The sequence below is a fragment of the Bradyrhizobium betae genome, assembly GCF_050632175.1.
GTDB classification, from domain to species: domain Bacteria; phylum Pseudomonadota; class Alphaproteobacteria; order Rhizobiales; family Xanthobacteraceae; genus Bradyrhizobium; species Bradyrhizobium betae_B.
The window spans coordinates 1,166,215-1,182,121 of sequence record NZ_CP192576.1; the positions used below are offsets into that span (position 1 = coordinate 1,166,215).

A 15,907-nucleotide genomic window follows, 5' to 3' on the forward strand; every position below is an offset into this window, starting at 1 on the left:
CGAAGCCGGGTGAGGGGTTCTCTCTGCGAGTCCAACTCTTTGCGGCAGCGGCATCCCCTACAGCACCACTCGCCGTCCCTCTTCCGCCGCCCAATAGCCGGCGTAGTTCACCTTGATCGTCTCATAGGCCAGCGCGAGGTCCGACAGCGGCTGCCGTCCGGTCGCGGCGCATTCCATGAAATCCTGGATCTCCTGCAAATAGCCGCGCGTCCATTCCTCCTCGAGGCAGACATATTGCCATCCGGTTTTGCGGTCGACCTTCTCGGTGATGTAGACGCCGGCGAGTTTCTCCTCACTGGTCTGGTAGCTCATCAGATGCGTGTTCGGGGTGATGTTGGCGAACAGCGAGCCGCCGGACGTATAGGTCTCGATCAGATTGCGGACGCCGCCCATGATCATGTCGCCGGAAAACACGGTCGCCTTGGTACCGTCCGAGAAAGTCGCGGTCAGCGTGCCCCAATCCTCGACGTCGACCGGATTGGCCTTGATGTAGCTGCGCTCGTCAGGCTTCAGGCAGGCGGTGACGTTACCGACATCCCCGGTGACGCTGGCCACGCGGATGCTCTCGCCGCGCGCCTTCGCCTCGACCTGCTTGAGATAGAGCACCGCCGAGAGCGGATGGCAGCCCATGCGGATCAGCGAGCCGCCGCCGGTCATCGCCCATTGCGCGGCATGCGCCGCGTGCGAGCCGGAATGGCTCTCCTCGCCCTTCATGAACAGGATCTTGTCTTTCGTCGCCTTGATGATCTCCGCGGTCTTGGTCACCGCCGGCGCGTAGATCCAGTCCTCGGCATACATGAAGAGTTGCCCAGTGCGTTCGATCGCGGCGCGGGTCGCGTCCATCTCCTCCAGCACACGCTCGTACATCAGCGCCTTCGGCACGTTCCTGCCGATCGGCTGCGCATCGCCCTCGCGGCCGAAATAGCCCGCGAACGGTTTCTCGCAGATCACGTGCTTGCCGGCCTGCATGGCTGCGACGATCATCTCGGCGTGGAGGTTGGGCGGCGTGCAGATGTCGATGACATCGAGTTCACGGTCCGCGATCAACTCGCCAAAGCTGCGACAGACCCGTGGAATCCCGTGATGCCTCGCGAACGCGACAACGCGATCTCCGCGTGCGGCGACCGCCACGACTTCGACATCCACGCCATAGACGCGCCGGAACCCGTACATGTGCAGCTCCGACACGAAGCCGCAGCCGACGAGTCCCACCCGAATCCTGGCCATAGCGCCGCCTCCCATGCATTGGGCGGCACTATAGCGCGTCGGCAAGCCTATTCCACCGAGACGCGCACCACACCGGCGCTCATCATGCCGAGCGCGCGGGCGGCCGGCACGGAGAGATCGACGATACGGCCGCGGATGAAGGGACCGCGATCGTTGACGCGGCACTGGATCGTGCGGCCGCTCCAGGACACCGTGAGCACGCTGCCGAACGGGCGCGTGCGGTGGGCACAGGTCAGCTCGCCGCCCTTTCCGGCTTTTCCATATCCGTAATAGGAGGCCAGCCCGCTCTCGGCTTTCGCAATGGAGATGAAGGCAAGGGAAGTCATCACACAAAGAAGTAAGGTCGTCCGCGCTCGCACGGCACCGCTCCCGGTTGCCCTGCCCCGCGCTGCAACGCCACCTCGTTCCCCTTGGTTCCCTCGACCGCCGGGCGATGCCCGGCGGCGCCATCACAGTTTGTTACTGCTCGTGAAACCGACGTGCGGATCTCGATGCTCTCGCGCGGCGACGTGTACGCTCGCATGTTGGATCGAGGGATCGCGCTCCGCGCCGGTTTGATGCAATCCGAAATCATGCGAGGCGCCGGCCGCATCGTCATTCGTGCCAACATCAGGCATGCCGCCGCCCGACGCGCTACGGTATCCTGCCGAAGGCACTCGACCTCAGCAAAGCCCGCGTCGACCTCAACTTCATCGCCTCGGCGGCGGGATCGAGTTCGCGCGGAGGCGGCGGGATGCGCAGGCTTCGCCCGAAGGCCGGCCGGTTGCATCTCGCCGCGATCGTGCTCGCGCACCTCGCCTGCATGAGCCTGGTCGTATGGCTCTCGCCCTGACCGCGCGACTACCAATATCCGCGGTGATAGTGGCGGTGGTAGACCCGGTACGGCCGATAGTAGCCATACCGAGGACCGTAGTAAGGACGATAGGCCCGGTAGCCGTAATAACGGGGACGCGCGTAGTACGGGCCATAACCGTAGCTCGGTCCATAGCCGTAATAGGCCGGCGCATAACCATAGCCATAGCCCGGCCCGTAACCATATCCACCGTAATACGGGCCGCCGCCGTAATAACCACCACCATAATAGCCGCTGCTCGCGATGGCGCCGCCGATGATCGCGCCGGCGAGCAGGCCTCCTCCGCCCCATCCCCAGCCACGACCGCGCCAATGCACCTGCGTGACATCGTCACCGGCGGCGGCCTTCATGGTCGCGACGTTGGTGGGCAACGGGGCCGCCGCCGCCTGCTCGATTTGGCCGGCCATCACTGCACCCGCCAGCGCACAGGCCGTTGCCGTTTTCCAGAACCTCATCGTCTTTCTCCTTATCTGACGCCTCGCTTGGAAAAGGATCGCAAGACCATGATCGGGCATCCTTGCGCCAAATCAAAGCCTCCGAAAGTCAAAGCCGCCCATTGCGTGCGGCGCACAAGAGAGCCACGTATGCCTCGAGATACGCATGCCTCGATTGTGGTCAGGCCCGGCCTTCGCGCCGCGCGGATATGACACGGGCGCGACGACGCCGAAGGCAACCCGACCACGGCAAAGCATTAAGCTTCCCGCGCGTTCGCAACCAACAAGCTCCTTCCCGATTTACTATTCGTATCGTTACTATCGGTTCCAATGGTGCGCGGCCGGAAGGCGTCTCGCGAAGGCCCCGGTTGCGCCAGAGTGTGGGAGGATGAACATGAGTGCCGCCGGAAATGAGCCGCTTGCCCGCCAGGCGCTGGCCTTCGTCCTCGCCGGCGGGCGCGGCAGCCGGTTGCTGGAACTGACCGATCGGCGCGCCAAGCCCGCGGTCTATTTCGGCGGCAAGTCCCGCATCATCGATTTCGCGCTGTCAAACGCGGTGAACTCAGGCATCCGCCGTATCGCGGTCGCGACACAATACAAGGCGCACAGCCTGATTCGGCACCTCCAAATGGGCTGGAACTTCTTCCGTCCGGAACGCAACGAGAGCTTCGACATCCTTCCGGCAAGCCAGCGCGTGTCGGAGAACATGTGGTATGTCGGCACGGCCGACGCCATCTACCAGAACATCGATATCATCGAGGCGCACGCCTGCCGCTTCATCGTGGTGCTCGCCGGCGACCACATCTACAAGATGGACTACGAGGTGATGCTGCGACAGCATGTCGACAGCGGCGCCGACGTCACGGTCGGCTGCCTCGAAATGCCGCGGCAGGAATCCTCCGGCTTCGGCATCATGCATGTCGACGAGAACGGCTGGATCCAGGAGTTCCTGGAGAAGCCCTCCGATCCGCCGCCGATGCCGGGCAAGCCCGACGTCTCGCTTGCAAGCATGGGCATCTACGTGTTCGACGCGAAATTCCTGTTCGACGAGCTGAAGCGCGACGCCGAGGATCCGAACTCGAACCACGATTTCGGCAAGGACATCATTCCCTACATCGTCAAGAACGGCCGCGCCATCGCTCACCAGTTCTCAACCTCCTGCGTGCGGACCGGGGCCGAACCTCGATCGTATTGGCGCGATGTCGGAACGGTCGACGCGTACTGGGCCGCCAATATCGACCTCACCGACGTCGTTCCGGAACTCGACCTGTTCGACCGCGCGTGGCCGATCTGGTCCTATTCGGAGATCACGCCGCCCGCCAAATTCGTCCATGACGAGGAGAGCCGTCGCGGTTATGCCGTGAGTTCACTGGTCTCGGGCGGCTGCATCATCTCCGGCGCTTCGCTGCGCCGCTCGCTGCTGTTCACCGGCGTGCGCATCAACTCCTACGGCAATGTCGAGAACGCGGTGATCATGCCCTACGTGAACGTCGGCCGCGGTGCGCGGCTGAAGAACGTCGTGATCGACCGCGGCGTCGAGATCCCCGAAGGTCTCGTCGTCGGCGAGGATCCCGAACTCGATGCCAAGCGCTTCCGCACCACCGAGCAGGGCATCTCGCTCATCACCCAGCCGATGATCGACAGGCTCAATACATGACGCCTGTTCGCGTCCTCGCGGTCGCCTCTGAAGTCTATCCCATCGTCAAGACCGGCGGCCTCGCGGATGTCGCCGGCGCGCTGCCGCTTGCGCTGAAGGCGCACGGCGTCGAGATGCGCACGCTGATGCCGGGCTATCCCGACGTGATGCGCAGGCTCGCGGGCGCCGACGAAATCCGGCGCTGGCCGGACTATTTCGGCGGACCGGGACGCCTGCTCGCCGGCTCGCATGACGGGCTCGACCTGTTCGTGCTCGATGTGCCGCATCTCTACGCGCGGCCGGGCAATCCCTACGTCACCGCTGAGGGCGTCGACTGGCCCGACAATGGCCTTCGCTTCGCCGCGCTGTCGCGTATCGCGGCCGATATCGGCCATGGCCTCGTGCCTGCCTTCGTCCCCGATGTCGTTCACGCCCATGATTGGCAGGCCGGGCTCGCACCGGCCTACCTCCACTACGACGGTCGCCCGCGACCCGGCACCGTGATGACGATTCACAACATGGCTTATCAGGGCAAGTTCGCTTCCGAGCTGATCGGGTCGATCGGCCTGCCCTGGAGCTCCCTCGACGTTCACGGCCTCGAATATTTCGGCGGCATCAGCTTCCTGAAAGCCGGCCTGCAATTCGCCGATCGCATCACCACGGTATCGCCGACCTACGCGCGGGAGATCCAGAGCGACGAAGGCGGCATGGGCTTTGGCGGGCTGCTGCGCGAGCGCGCCGGTGTGCTGAGCGGCATCCTCAACGGCATCGACACCGAAGTTTGGAATCCGAAGACCGATCCGCACATCGCCTACCGCTTCGGCGCACAGGACCTGACATTTCGCGCCGCCAACAAGGCGGTGCTTCAGCAACAGTTCAATCTCGATTCCTCGGACGAGGCGCCGTTGCTCGGCGTCATCAGCCGCCTGTCCTGGCAGAAGGGTCTGGACCTTCTGCTCGAGACCATTCCCACCATCCTGGAACAAGGCATGCAGCTCGCCCTGCTCGGCAGCGGCGACCGAGATCTGCAGGATCGCTATCAGGCCGCCGCCCGTGCCAACCCCGGGCGGATCGGAGTCGTGATCGGCTATGACGAAATCCTGGCGCATCTGATCCAGGCCGGCTCGGACGCGCTCATCGTGCCGTCGCGCTTCGAGCCGTGCGGCCTGACCCAGCTCTGCGCGCTGCGCTATGCCGCCGTGCCGATCGTCTCCCGTGTCGGCGGTCTCGAAGACACCATCATCGATATCGGCGAGGCCGACGCGTCGGACCGCGACGCCACCGGCTTCAAGTTCGCCCCCGTCACCGCGGATGCTCTCTCCGGCGCGCTGCGCAAGGCCAACACGGCGTTCCACAACAAGGGGATCTGGCGCCGGCTGCAATTGGGCGGCCTTGCGACCGATGTGTCATGGCGCAACCGCGCCGGCGACTACGCCGCGCTCTATCGCGATCTCATATCACGACGAGGCTGAGGCGGAACCGCCCTCGAATCCATGTTATAAAACCGGCATGGACCCCTTCGCAATCAAGCTGATCGGCTTCGCCGCCGCCACGTGCACCACCATCGCCTACGCGCCGCAGGTCATCAAGGTGTGGAAGACCCGCTCGGCGCGCGACATCTCGCTCGGCATGTTCCTGATCATGGTGCTGGGCCTGGCGCTGTGGCTCGTCTACGGCCTGCTCAGCGGCGACGCGCCCCTGGTCGCCGCCAACGCCATCACCATACTGCTCGCCGGCGGGATCCTGTTCATGAAGCTGAAATACGGCTGAGCTTGCGCGAGCGGAGGTACTTGACGGGAGAAATGGAGACCGCGTGAACCGCAAGATGTCCGCTCCATTCAAGTCCGGAGTGGCCCCCAAGCATACGCTTCTTCTTCATTGTGAAACTCGCGGATGGTTGGCTCGGAGAAGCCAAGCGCCTCATAGCAGTGGTCGCTCCCCACAAATGAGAAGTGTCGTGGCTTTCGGCCGATTGGATCAATCTCCTCATATGCTTTGAGCAACGCGGAGCATTCAGCTTCCTTGACATAAACGCCACCATCGTAAACTCCGGCGCTATCACCGTGATAAGCTATTGAGTAGATCATTTCGTCGAAGGCCGCATAGATTTCGCATCTCATTTCGATGCCATAGGCGCGGATGCCACCCAAGACAACGAGATGAAGTACGCCACGCCAAACGCCTTGATCCAAGACAACTGGTGGCCGATCGATGCCGTCGATCATCGATGGATATGGTTTCCATCTGAGAGATTCGTCGGGAAACAAGTAGCCCTCCATCAAAGCAAGAGGTTCGCATGATAGTGCAAAAGAGAATGTCGGCCTTGGGTCACGAGCTGACTTCAGCGGTCTCCGGGTAGGAGGTCCGCTCCTCAGCCAAGAGCTGCCAGTAGTACCACTGAGCACTGATGAGCACAGGCCCTCGCCAAAGGCGTAATCTGCCACCTTCAATGCGGCGCGATGGTGATTCACCCAAACACATACGACGCCATCGCCACATTCGCGACCTCGTCGACGAAGACGCGTTTTCCGACATCGCGGCCGGCGGCACCGGCGGCTACCATCAGCGGCAGCAGATGGTCCTCGCGCGGATGCGCAAGGCGCGCGCCCGGCGCGTTCTCCCAGTCGACCAGCATCGCGTTGCGCCGTGCCGCATCCGGATTGCTGATCGCCTCGTTCAGATAGGCCTCGAAATCATACGAGACGGGTTTTGACTCCGCCCGTCCGAAGCCGCGCATGTTGTGATAGGTGAGCCCGCTGCCGACGATCAGGATGCCTTCGTCGCGCAGCGATGCGATCGCCTGCCCGACCTTGACGTGCTCGGCCGCGTCGTAAGTCGACTTCAGCGACAGCAGCACGATCGGCATGTCGGCGTTCGGATACATCAGGCCGAGCGGCACGAAGGTGCCGTGATCGAAACCCTGATTGGGATCCTCGCGGCAATCGTGGCCCGCGCCCATGAGCAGCGCCTTCACCTCGTCAGCGAGTTCGGGTTTGCCCGGCGCCGGATATTTGAGGTGATAGGTATGCTCGGGGAAACCGTAATAGTCGTACACCATCGGCGGATGCGCCGAGGTCGACACGGTGAAGGCCTCGGCCTCCCAATGGCCTGTGATGACGAGCACCGCCTTGGGCTTCTCGGGGAGAAGCTGCGGCAGCCGGCCGAACTCCGCGGCGGTCTTCGCGTACTGCACTCTCCGGTCTTCCATAAACGGCCAGGGGCCACCGCCATGCGACAGGAAGAGAGTCGGTAATCGGGTCATGGATGTCGGCTCAGTGGTTTCACAACATGCGCGTGTAGCGGACGCGCGATCGGCGGGAGCATAGGCAAGCCGGCATGGTTAGCAAGTCGTTAACGATTTGCCGCCCACAATCGAGCCGTGGCCGAAGAATCGGCCTGAAGACAAGCGAGACGTGAGATGAAGAAGTTTGCGCTGGGGGACGTCGTCAACAGTGACAAGGGCCGCCGCGGCGTCGTCCGCGCCGCCTACCGGTCCAAGGACGGCCAGCAGTTCTACGCGGTCGAGAAGGACGGCGCTTTGGACCATCTGGAAGAAGACCGGCTAAGCCCAGCGCCGCGCGTCGAGCTCGCGGCATAAGTCCAACTCATTTTCTGCTCTCGCCCGTGAGCCGGTCGAGACGCTCCGACCAGGGGTCGGTGTCGCTCGCGATGCCATCGTTCGCGATCAGCAACAGGCGATCGCGGTCTGCGGCCCTGTCCCAATGCGGCAGGTTCGGGCCGTTGGGATCGCCTGTCCGCGCGAAATTGGTCCAGTAGGCGCGCAGGCGGCTTGCGACCTCGCGATCGCCTCGCGAGAGGAAGCCCGCACCGGGCACGCCTTCCACGCCAAAGATGAACTGCAACTCGCGCCCGTGCCCTTCGTCGGGATTTGCGCGCCGGGCCTCGGGCACATAGGCGAAGCGATAGCGAAAGACGGCTGCGCCGGTTGCGGCATGCAGGCGAGCCAGCAGTCGCACCGGCTCGGAAAACACCTTGTCGGTATAGAACCTTGCCGCGAGGTCCGAAGGACTGGTAAGGCCCGGATAGAGCTTGCGCAGCTCGTCGATGCTCTCGCCCGAAGACGCCAGCGCCGCCTTGATGTCGAGCTCGCCGTCAAAGCCGGTCTCATCGTCGTTCGAGCCGATGATCACCGGAATCCGGCTTTCGTGTCCGGCCGCAAAGCCGGCGGCAACGTCCGTGGTCACCAGACGTCCATCGATCGCCGGGGCGACGCTGCGCGGTGATTGTTCGAGCATATGTTGTTCGGCGGCGAGGAGCCGCGACGTCTCGACGGCGCGCAAGTCGGCGGGATCCCCGAGCATGGCGATGAATTGCCGCCCCATAGCCTCCGCCTCCTGCGCCGCGCGCAGCCGCGCACGGCCGGGTATCGATTGCAGGATGGCTTTCTGGAACAGATCGCGCGACTGCGCACACAGCATCAAGAGCGCGACCGACGTCGCGCCGGCGCCGCTACCGAACAGGGTGACGTTGCCGGGATCGCCGCCAAAGGCCGCGATGTTGTCGTGCACCCATTGCAGCGCCGCGATCTGGTCCATCAGGCCGTAATTGCCGGAGCCGCCTTCCGCCAGCGCGGGATGGCTGAGCCAGCCGAGCACGCCGAGGCGATAGTTCACGGTGACCACGATGAGGCCGGACTGCGCGAGCCTTGCACCATCGAACGCCGGATCGTTCGCCGTGCCGCTGACGAAGGCGCCGCCATGGATGAACACCATCACCGGCAGCGGGCCGTCGACCCCGAAGGGACGGAATACATTCAGCGTCAGGCAATCCTCGCTCGTATCAGGCAGCGATGGTTGAAGGCACGGCGCGCCAAACGCGTAGGCGGTGCGCATCTCCGAGTTCTCGGCCGTCGCCTGCGGCGGACGCCAGCGCAACGCGCCAACCGGCGGGGCGGCGTAGGCCAGTCCCTTGAAGGACGCCACCCCGCCCTCGACGGCGCCGAGCATCTGGCCTTCGCGCGTCAATGCGAATGGAAACTGCCCGACCGCCTGCGCGACGGCCGCACCGTCACGGCAGAGCAGGGAGAAGGCCGCAAGGAATGCAAACAGCGACCGCATCCTGGGAGGTCTCGATGCGCGGAAAGGTTCCCCAGCAGGTTACGTCCGCGGCCCGAGGCGAGGCAAGCGCCGCGGCAGAGCTAGCCCTTACCGAGTATCTCCGCCAGCGCGCGGCGCGCGACGATGCCGAGTTCACCGAGGGTCGAGTGACCGGACTGCGCCGCTTCGATCAGCCGCTCGGCAATGAATCTGCGGCTGTCGTGATCGCCGCCGTGCGGCAGCTGGCGGCACGTCTCTTCCAGGACAACGTCCATGTTCGCTTTGGTTCGCTCACTCAACTCTGTCATGACGCCTTGGGCACGCGTGGCTTGTAGCCGCAAGCATACACGGACGGGTCGGGCATGATGAGTCCGGGCAATCACGGCCATTGTGCATCGCGATGCGTGCATCGACGCACCCCTCGCTCCGCCACGATGACGCCGAAAACGACTACCGAAGATTGCACTTGTTCTGATGACAAGCCGAGCCTGCAGCGCTAGCCTGCCGGCAAAACAAAAGCACGGGAGGAATGCCATGTCTGACGCAATGGTCGCCGCACGTGAGTCCATGGCGGCGAGTGGAACAGCCCAACAGGTCGACGTCGCCGTGGTCGGCGCCGGATTTTCCGGCCTCTATCTTCTGCATCGCCTGCGCAAGGCCGGGTTCACGACGGTCGCGCTCGATGAGGCCGGCGATGTCGGCGGCACCTGGTACTGGAACCGCTATCCCGGCGCGCGCTGCGATATCCAGACCATCGACTACAGCTACACGTTCGATCCGGAACTCGACACCGCATGGACCTGGTCGGAGAAATACGCAGCCCAGCCCGAGATCCTGCGCTATCTCGGCTTCGTCGCCGACCGCTACGATCTTCGCCGCGACATCCGTTTCAAGACCAAGGTGCTTGAGGCCCGATGGGACGAGGCGAGCGAGCGCTGGCATCTCACCACCGACAACGGCCCGCCGGTCTCCTGCCGCCACTACATCATGGCCACGGGCTGCCTCTCCGCGCCGAAGCCGCCGGAAATCGACGGCGTCAAGGATTTCAAGGGCGAGGTCTATTTCACCGGCCGCTGGCCGCATGACGGCGTCAACCTGGCGGGAAAACGGGTCGCCGTGATCGGCACCGGCTCGTCGGCGATCCAGTCGATCCCGCTCATCGCCGAGCAGGCCGCGCATCTGACCGTGTTCCAGCGCACGCCGAATTTCGCGCTGCCCGCCCATAACGGCCCGCCGCCTGCCGATCGCAAGGAGCTGTTCGAGAGCGACCGCGCCGCCTATCGCGAGCAGGCGCGCCAGTCGATGGCCGGCGTGCCCTATCCGCAGCAGACGGTCGTGAGCTGGCAATTGAGCGATGCCGAGCGTCGAGAGCGGTTCGAGCGCGCCTGGGCCGCCGGCGACCTCGTCCACATCCTGACGCAGCTCTGGGCCGACCAGGCGGTCGATGTCGACGGCAACAGGATCGTCCAGGACCTGATCCGCGAGAAGATCCGCGCTGCCGTCAAGGACCCCGAGACCGCTGCGGCGCTGATGCCGGACGATCACCCGTTCGGCGCCAAGCGCCCCTGCCTCGACACCAATTACTACGCCACCTACAACCGGCCGAACGTGACGCTGGTCAATCTGCGCCAGGAGCCGATCAAGGCGATCACCGCGAGCGGCATCACGACGTCCAGGCGCAATGTCGACGTCGATGTCATCGTGTTCGCGACCGGCTTCGACGCCATGACAGGCGCGATCCGCGCCGTGCATCCGATCACCGGGCGTGGCGGCAAGTCGCTCACCGACGTCTGGGCGCAGGGGCCGCAGACCTATCTCGGGCTCACGGTCGAGGGCTTCCCGAACTTCTTCATGATCACCGGCCCCGGCAGCCCGTCCGTGCTGTCGAACATGGCGGTGTCGATCGAGCAGCATGTCGACTGGGTCGTCGATCGTCTTGCCGCATTGCGCGACGCCGGCTTCACCACGATCGAGCCGACCGAGACGGCGCAGGCCGGCTGGAACAGGCACATGGCCGACTGCGCGATGGTGACGCTGCATCGGCTCGCCAACACCTGGTACACGGGCGCCAACGTGCCCGGCAAGGTGCAGGGGCTGATGCCCTACACCGGCGGCGTCGGTCCCTATCGCAGCATCTGCGACGAGGTCACCAGCCGCGGCATGCTCGGCTTCAGGCTCACCGGCCCCAACGTCGCCGCGCAATGCAATGACGGCGAAGTCGTACGGCTACAGCCGGACGTGCGGCTGGTGCTGAACCTGCTGGCATCACTCAACCTGCCGCCGATCGAGTCGATGGGCGCGCAAGGCGCGTGCGCGTTCGTCAATGAGTTCAACAAGGGCCGACCCGCCGGACGGCCGATCGGCGAGATCGTCGACGGCACCCTGCCGGGCCCCGACGGCCCGCTGCCCTATCGGGTCTACAAGCCGGCAACGCCCGGGCCGCATCCGGTCGTGGTCTATTTCCACGGTGGCGGCTGGGTGCTCGGCGACGAGCAGTCGGACGAGCCGTTCTGCCGCGACATGGTACGGCGGACCGGCATGATGTTCGTCAGCGTCGGCTACCGCCACGCGCCGGAGCATCGTTTCCCGGCGGCGGCCGAGGACGGCTATGCGGCGACGCGCTGGATCGCCGAGCATGCCACCGAACTCGGTGGCAAGCCGGGCCCGGTGCTGGTCGCCGGCTGGAGCGCAGGCGGCAACATCGCCGCCGTCACCTGCCAGCTCGCGCGCGACCGCGGCGGGCCGCAGATCGCGGGCCAGTTGCTGGTGTGCCCCGTCACCGACTGCAGCTTCGATCGTCCCTCCTACAACGACAATGCGACCGGCTATTTCCTGACGCGTTCGCTGATGTACTGGTTCTGGGATCTCTACTGCTCGCCGGCCGACCGTACCGATCCGCGCGCCTCGCCGCTGCGTGGCAAGGTCTCCAGGGTTGCCGCCGGCCTTCGTGGTCACCTGCGAGTTCGATCCCTTGCGCGACGAGGGCGTCGCCTATGCCGAGGCCATGGCGGCCGCGGGCGTGCCGGTCGAGCAACTCAGGGCGCGCGGTCATTTCCACTCCTCCTTCGCCATGGTGGACGTGATCATCACCGGCGCGCCGGGCCGGAAGCAGATGGCCGAGGCCCTGCGGCGCTTCGCCGGGCTTCCGCCGGAGATTAGTCGCGATGACGAGCACAGCCAGGGTCAACCCAGCCCGGGGCACAGAATCGCGGCGGCCGCGAGCTGATTGAGGCGGGCCGGGAACTATATCCCGGTCACCGCGTTGGGCGGTTGTGGCATTGAAATGCAGTGATTGGAGTAGCCCCTGCGTGCAGGTTCGCACGCTGGGGTTCTTTTGCGTGAGGCGTGGCGATGGGGGACGTGGTTGACGACTCAAAGGTCGATTTCGGTGCGCTCGCGGCCCTGCATAAATGGCCCTCACTTGCGAACCAGCGCCGGCCAGATCGCGAACCCTACCAGGTCAGCCAGGGCACGCTCGACCAGTGTATTTCGGCCTTCATGGAAAAGCCGGCGACGACCAGGCATCTCTACGAGATCCACACCGCTGCGCAGCCGCCGCTGGTCACGGACATCCTCTCGTCCGAGCACGTCACCGAACTAGCGCGATTGAGAGAATTTCTCTGACTGCCCGCACGGGCGCCCGGTGCTCGCTCGCGACGAGCCTCTCACATACTTCCCGACTTCGGCTGGAACCTTCGTCCGGATGTTTCCGTTAACGGAGATCGGAAGCCAAAGCGTGAGTGTCTGAGATGCTTGAAGCTGGCGTGCCATCCCCGGTCGTGCCCTATGGCGCAGACCAGACCCTGTTCGTGGTGATTGATCGCCTCGACAAGGCCAATGAAATTCGCATCGAGCGCAGCGATCTCGAAGCCACGATCGGTGAACTCGTCGCCGGCTGCTTCAACGATCCGATCAAGGTGATCTCGTTCAATACGCTCGAACACTGGACGAAGGATATCTCGCAAGATGTCGCCGGCGAGATCCGGGCGCGTTGCGATATCGACGGCGTGGCACTGCCCGACTATCTCAGCGATTTCGTCGAAAGCCACATCTGACCGCAAGTCAGACCATGGGTCTTTAGGAGCTCATGCGCGCCGGGGACTGCCGGCGATGATTTCGATCTCGCGGCGGCGTTCGCCGGCGAAGGCCAGGAGTCTTTCGATCGTCAGGGCATCCGTGATCCGTTTGGCGAGCCGCTCGGCGCGTGCGGCCTGATCTTCGAGATACTGGATCGTGTTCAAACGCCGCCTCCCCGAGAGCCCCAATCTGCTCAGACACCCATGGTGCTTCAGGGCAGCTAACAGGCGGTTAAGCGGAGCGTCCTGGCATCGACGAAACGCACTCTATTGCACGACGTCGAGCCGGACATTGGTGATGCCCTTGTCCATCATGCCGAGCGCCTCGGCCGCGGACGGCGAGATGTCGACGACGCGTCCGCGAACATAGGGCCCGCGATCGTTGACCCTGACCGTCACGAACCGGCCGGAGGAAACGTCGGTGACGCGCAGCTTCGTGCCGAACGGCAAGGACGGATGCGCCGCGGTCAACTCGTTCTTGTCGAATTTCTCGCCGCTCGCGGTCTCCGTGTCCGAGTAGAAGCTGGCGACGCCGTGCGAGGCGCTTTGCTTTGCGTCACCGTCAGGAACGCGCACCCGGCTGATCGGCCGCGGGTGCAGCGCCGCCAACCTGTGCGGCCTCTCGACGGCAGCCTGACGGTTGCCTCCGGCAAGATCGGCCTTCTGGCGGCCGACCGGCGATTGCGCGCAGGCGGCGAGCGACGCGGCAGCGGTGACCGCGAGCAGCAACCGGCTCGTAGCCAGCGAACTCCGGGCAGTTTCGGCACGTGCAAAGCGAGACATGATGCGCCCTCCGAACTCGCCTGAGTTTCGGTGGGCAATCGGGGCAGAACCTTGGCTGAAGAACAGCAGCGTTGGGGCCGCGGCCTTTTCGCGCCGCCTGTGGCGATTCCACCACAGTGGCGTGTCCTGAATTGAGACAGACGGGCCTCGGCCGGCCGCCGTGTCAGTATTTCGGCTCGTACATCTGCGACTGGACCAGGGCCTTGACGTCGTTGGGCGCGGGTCCGTCCGCCAGCCCGCGCTGGAAGGCCACGTCTGCGACGGCGGCGGCGATGCGGACCGAAACCTCGCGGATGCGAGGGAGCGCCGGATAGAGGCTTCCCTGGGCGAGATCCTCCTTGCCGACGCAATCGGCGAGCGTATGGGCGGCGGCCATGAACATCTCGTCCGTCACCAGCCGCGAGCGGCTGGCGATGACGCCGAGGCCGACGCCGGGGAAGATGTAGGAGTTGTTGCCCTGGCGCGGCACGAAGGTGCGGCCGTTGAGCTTCACGGGGTCATAGGGGCTGCCGCAGGCGAACAGCGCGCGGCCCTCGGTGTAGCGGTAGGCATCCTCCGCCGAGCATTCGGCCTTCGAGGTCGGGTTGGAGAGCGCGAACACGATCGGCTGCTCGTTGAGCGCGGCCATCGTCTTCAGCACCTCGGGCGTGAAGGCGCCGCCGACCGCGGCGACGCCGATGATCGCCGTCGGCTTCAGCGTCTTGATCGCGGTGAGGAAATCGGCGATCGGCGCCTGGTCGGAATGGGCATAGCGGAGCTTGTGGCCATGGAGGCCTTCGCGACTGCTGACGACGAGGCCGCGGGAATCCACCAGCCAGTTGCGCCGGAGCGCTTCCGCTTCGGAGATCCCCTCGGCCATCATGGCGGACACGACGAGATCGGCGATGCCGGTCGCGGCCTCGCCGGCGCCAAGGAACAGGATGCGCTGATCCCTGAGCTTGCCGCCGTTGACGCGCAGCGCCGAGAACAGGCCGGCGAGCGCCACCGCCGCCGTGCCCTGGATGTCGTCGTTGAAGACGCAGGTCTCGTCGCGGTACTTGTGCAGCAGCTTGAACGCCGAATGATTGGCAAAGTCCTCGAACTGGATCAGCACGCCCGGAAACGTCTTTCGCGCGGCGACCATGAATTCGTCGACGAAGCTGTCATAGGCCTCGCCGGTGAGCCGCCGCTGGCGCAAGCCGAGATAATAGGGATCGCCCAGCAGTTCTTCGTTATTGGTGCCGACGTCGAGCACAACAGGCAGGCATTGCTCGGGATGCACGCCGGCGCAGGCCGAATAGAGCGAGAGCTTACCGACCGGAATGCCCATGCCGTTGGCGCCGAGATCGCCGAGCCCAAGGATGCGCTCGCCGTCGGTCACGACGATGAGCTTTGCAGGATTGGGCCAGTTCTTCAGAATGTCCGCGATCTGGCCGCGATCCCGCGAAGAGATGAACATGCCGCGCGGCCGCTGGTAGATCAGGCCGAACTTCTGGCAGGCGAGCCCGACCGTCGGCGTGTAGATGATTGGCTGGATCTCGTCGATATTGTCGACGACCACGCGGAAGAACAGCGCCTCGTTGCGGTCGTGCAATGCGTTCAGCGCGACGAATTTTTCCAGGTCCGTCGGCAGCATGCGCAGATTGGTCAGCACGCGCTCGACCTGCGTCTCCATCGTCAGCACGCAAGGCGGCAGCAGGCCGCGCAAGCCCAGCGCGGCGCGCTCCGCTTCGGTGAAGGCGGTGCCCTTGTTGAGCAGGGGATCGCGCAGCAGCGTCATGCCGTGCGCGGTGTCGGATGATGTCGGATGGGCACTGACCCGAGCAGGTCTATTCACGAATTCCCCCAGGAAGTTTCTCATT

The 15,907-nt window shown here is 64.7% G+C and carries 16 protein-coding genes and 1 pseudogene; 7 read left to right on the top strand and 10 right to left on the bottom strand.

The features are described from left to right. Positions 1-57: 57 nt before the first annotated feature. The 3 genes from ACQ86E_RS05870 to ACQ86E_RS05880 all read right to left on the bottom strand — a co-directional run bounded on the left by ACQ86E_RS05870 (position 58) and on the right by ACQ86E_RS05880 (position 2,535). Positions 58-1,227 (bottom strand): Gfo/Idh/MocA family protein, encoded by a 1,170-nt coding sequence (locus tag ACQ86E_RS05870; protein ID WP_431204604.1) that lies wholly within the window; start codon positions 1,225-1,227, stop codon positions 58-60. Between the two features lie 47 nt (positions 1,228-1,274). Further along, positions 1,275-1,586, bottom strand: a complete 312-nt coding sequence (locus ACQ86E_RS05875) for a septal ring lytic transglycosylase RlpA family protein (RefSeq protein WP_431204605.1) — start codon at positions 1,584-1,586, stop codon at positions 1,275-1,277. 481 nt (positions 1,587-2,067) lie between these two features. Beyond that, positions 2,068-2,535, bottom strand: a complete 468-nt coding sequence (locus tag ACQ86E_RS05880; RefSeq protein ID WP_431204606.1) for a hypothetical protein — start codon at positions 2,533-2,535, stop codon at positions 2,068-2,070. 373 nt (positions 2,536-2,908) lie between these two features. Between ACQ86E_RS05880 and glgC the strand changes: the two genes are divergently transcribed. Genes glgC through ACQ86E_RS05895 form a run of 3 tightly spaced genes read left to right on the top strand, consistent with a single transcriptional unit; the run spans position 2,909 to position 5,920 of the window. After that, positions 2,909-4,171 (top strand): glucose-1-phosphate adenylyltransferase, encoded by a 1,263-nt coding sequence (gene glgC, locus ACQ86E_RS05885; protein ID WP_431204607.1) that lies wholly within the window; start codon positions 2,909-2,911, stop codon positions 4,169-4,171. Next, positions 4,168-5,622 carry a glycogen synthase GlgA gene (glgA, locus tag ACQ86E_RS05890; RefSeq protein ID WP_431204608.1) on the top strand — a complete coding sequence of 485 codons (1,455 nt, stop codon included), beginning with the start codon at positions 4,168-4,170 and terminating at the stop codon, positions 5,620-5,622. Before glgC ends, glgA begins: the two co-directional genes overlap by 4 nt. A 37-nt stretch (positions 5,623-5,659) precedes the next feature. Further along, on the top strand, positions 5,660-5,920 hold the full coding sequence (locus ACQ86E_RS05895; RefSeq protein WP_431204609.1) for a SemiSWEET transporter: 261 nt from the start codon (positions 5,660-5,662) through the stop codon (positions 5,918-5,920). 68 nt (positions 5,921-5,988) lie between these two features. Here the strand turns inward: ACQ86E_RS05895 and ACQ86E_RS05900 are convergent, their stop codons facing one another. Next, complete coding sequence (locus ACQ86E_RS05900) at positions 5,989-6,375, bottom strand: hypothetical protein (RefSeq protein ID WP_431204610.1); 387 nt, start codon at positions 6,373-6,375, stop codon at positions 5,989-5,991. Positions 6,376-6,617: 242 nt separating this feature from the next. Beyond that, positions 6,618-7,412, bottom strand: a complete 795-nt coding sequence (locus tag ACQ86E_RS05905) for a DODA-type extradiol aromatic ring-opening family dioxygenase (RefSeq protein WP_431204611.1) — start codon at positions 7,410-7,412, stop codon at positions 6,618-6,620. Between the two features lie 156 nt (positions 7,413-7,568). Between ACQ86E_RS05905 and ACQ86E_RS05910 the strand changes: the two genes are divergently transcribed. Continuing rightward, a complete protein-coding gene (locus tag ACQ86E_RS05910) occupies positions 7,569-7,748 on the top strand; it encodes a hypothetical protein (RefSeq protein ID WP_431204612.1) in 180 nt (59 codons plus the stop codon). 7 nt (positions 7,749-7,755) lie between these two features. On the opposite strand, the gene ACQ86E_RS05915 is transcribed toward ACQ86E_RS05910, so the two are convergent. Further along, on the bottom strand, positions 7,756-9,228 hold the full coding sequence (locus ACQ86E_RS05915; RefSeq protein ID WP_431204613.1) for a carboxylesterase/lipase family protein: 1,473 nt from the start codon (positions 9,226-9,228) through the stop codon (positions 7,756-7,758). An 80-nt stretch (positions 9,229-9,308) separates the two neighbouring features. Beyond that, complete coding sequence (locus tag ACQ86E_RS05920; RefSeq protein ID WP_431204614.1) at positions 9,309-9,482, bottom strand: hypothetical protein; 174 nt, start codon at positions 9,480-9,482, stop codon at positions 9,309-9,311. A 259-nt stretch (positions 9,483-9,741) separates the two neighbouring features. On the opposite strand from ACQ86E_RS05920, the pseudogene ACQ86E_RS05925 reads away from it, so the two are divergent. The 3 genes and pseudogenes from ACQ86E_RS05925 to ACQ86E_RS05935 all read left to right on the top strand — a co-directional run bounded on the left by ACQ86E_RS05925 (position 9,742) and on the right by ACQ86E_RS05935 (position 13,262). After that, positions 9,742-12,433 (top strand): annotated as a pseudogene (locus ACQ86E_RS05925) (flavin-containing monooxygenase). 125 nt (positions 12,434-12,558) lie between these two features. Continuing rightward, positions 12,559-12,831, top strand: a complete 273-nt coding sequence (locus ACQ86E_RS05930; RefSeq protein ID WP_431204615.1) for a hypothetical protein — start codon at positions 12,559-12,561, stop codon at positions 12,829-12,831. Positions 12,832-12,956: 125 nt separating this feature from the next. After that, entirely contained in the window at positions 12,957-13,262 is a 306-nt protein-coding gene (locus ACQ86E_RS05935; protein ID WP_431204616.1) for a hypothetical protein, read from the top strand. Positions 13,263-13,292: 30 nt separating this feature from the next. Here the strand turns inward: ACQ86E_RS05935 and ACQ86E_RS05940 are convergent, their stop codons facing one another. From ACQ86E_RS05940 to ACQ86E_RS05950, 3 genes are all read right to left on the bottom strand, one after another. After that, positions 13,293-13,448, bottom strand: a complete 156-nt coding sequence (locus ACQ86E_RS05940; protein WP_431204617.1) for a hypothetical protein — start codon at positions 13,446-13,448, stop codon at positions 13,293-13,295. Positions 13,449-13,550: 102 nt separating this feature from the next. Continuing rightward, positions 13,551-14,066, bottom strand: coding sequence for a septal ring lytic transglycosylase RlpA family protein (locus ACQ86E_RS05945; protein WP_431204618.1), 516 nt, complete (start codon positions 14,064-14,066; stop codon positions 13,551-13,553). Between the two features lie 163 nt (positions 14,067-14,229). Further along, positions 14,230-15,882 (bottom strand): NAD-dependent malic enzyme, encoded by a 1,653-nt coding sequence (locus ACQ86E_RS05950; RefSeq protein ID WP_431204619.1) that lies wholly within the window; start codon positions 15,880-15,882, stop codon positions 14,230-14,232. Positions 15,883-15,907 lie beyond the last annotated feature (25 nt).

Excerpts from the sequence above, each read along its gene's own strand:
- ACQ86E_RS05880 (WP_431204606.1), bottom strand. The coding sequence starts at position 2,535 with ATGAGGTTCTGGAAAACGGCAACGGCCTGTGCGCTGGCGGGTGCAGTG.
- glgC (WP_431204607.1), top strand. The coding sequence starts at position 2,909 with ATGAGTGCCGCCGGAAATGAGCCGCTTGCCCGCCAGGCGCTGGCCTTC.
- ACQ86E_RS05920 (WP_431204614.1), bottom strand. The coding sequence starts at position 9,482 with ATGGACGTTGTCCTGGAAGAGACGTGCCGCCAGCTGCCGCACGGCGGC.
- ACQ86E_RS05910 (WP_431204612.1), top strand. The coding sequence starts at position 7,569 with ATGAAGAAGTTTGCGCTGGGGGACGTCGTCAACAGTGACAAGGGCCGC.
- ACQ86E_RS05915 (WP_431204613.1), bottom strand. The coding sequence starts at position 9,228 with ATGCGGTCGCTGTTTGCATTCCTTGCGGCCTTCTCCCTGCTCTGCCGT.
- ACQ86E_RS05930 (WP_431204615.1), top strand. The coding sequence starts at position 12,559 with ATGGGGGACGTGGTTGACGACTCAAAGGTCGATTTCGGTGCGCTCGCG.
- ACQ86E_RS05945 (WP_431204618.1), bottom strand. The coding sequence starts at position 14,066 with ATGTCTCGCTTTGCACGTGCCGAAACTGCCCGGAGTTCGCTGGCTACG.
- ACQ86E_RS05935 (WP_431204616.1), top strand. The coding sequence starts at position 12,957 with ATGCTTGAAGCTGGCGTGCCATCCCCGGTCGTGCCCTATGGCGCAGAC.
- ACQ86E_RS05895 (WP_431204609.1), top strand. The coding sequence starts at position 5,660 with ATGGACCCCTTCGCAATCAAGCTGATCGGCTTCGCCGCCGCCACGTGC.
- glgA (WP_431204608.1), top strand. The coding sequence starts at position 4,168 with ATGACGCCTGTTCGCGTCCTCGCGGTCGCCTCTGAAGTCTATCCCATC.
- ACQ86E_RS05870 (WP_431204604.1), bottom strand. The coding sequence starts at position 1,227 with ATGGCCAGGATTCGGGTGGGACTCGTCGGCTGCGGCTTCGTGTCGGAG.
- ACQ86E_RS05905 (WP_431204611.1), bottom strand. The coding sequence starts at position 7,412 with ATGACCCGATTACCGACTCTCTTCCTGTCGCATGGCGGTGGCCCCTGG.
- ACQ86E_RS05900 (WP_431204610.1), bottom strand. The coding sequence starts at position 6,375 with ATGATCGACGGCATCGATCGGCCACCAGTTGTCTTGGATCAAGGCGTT.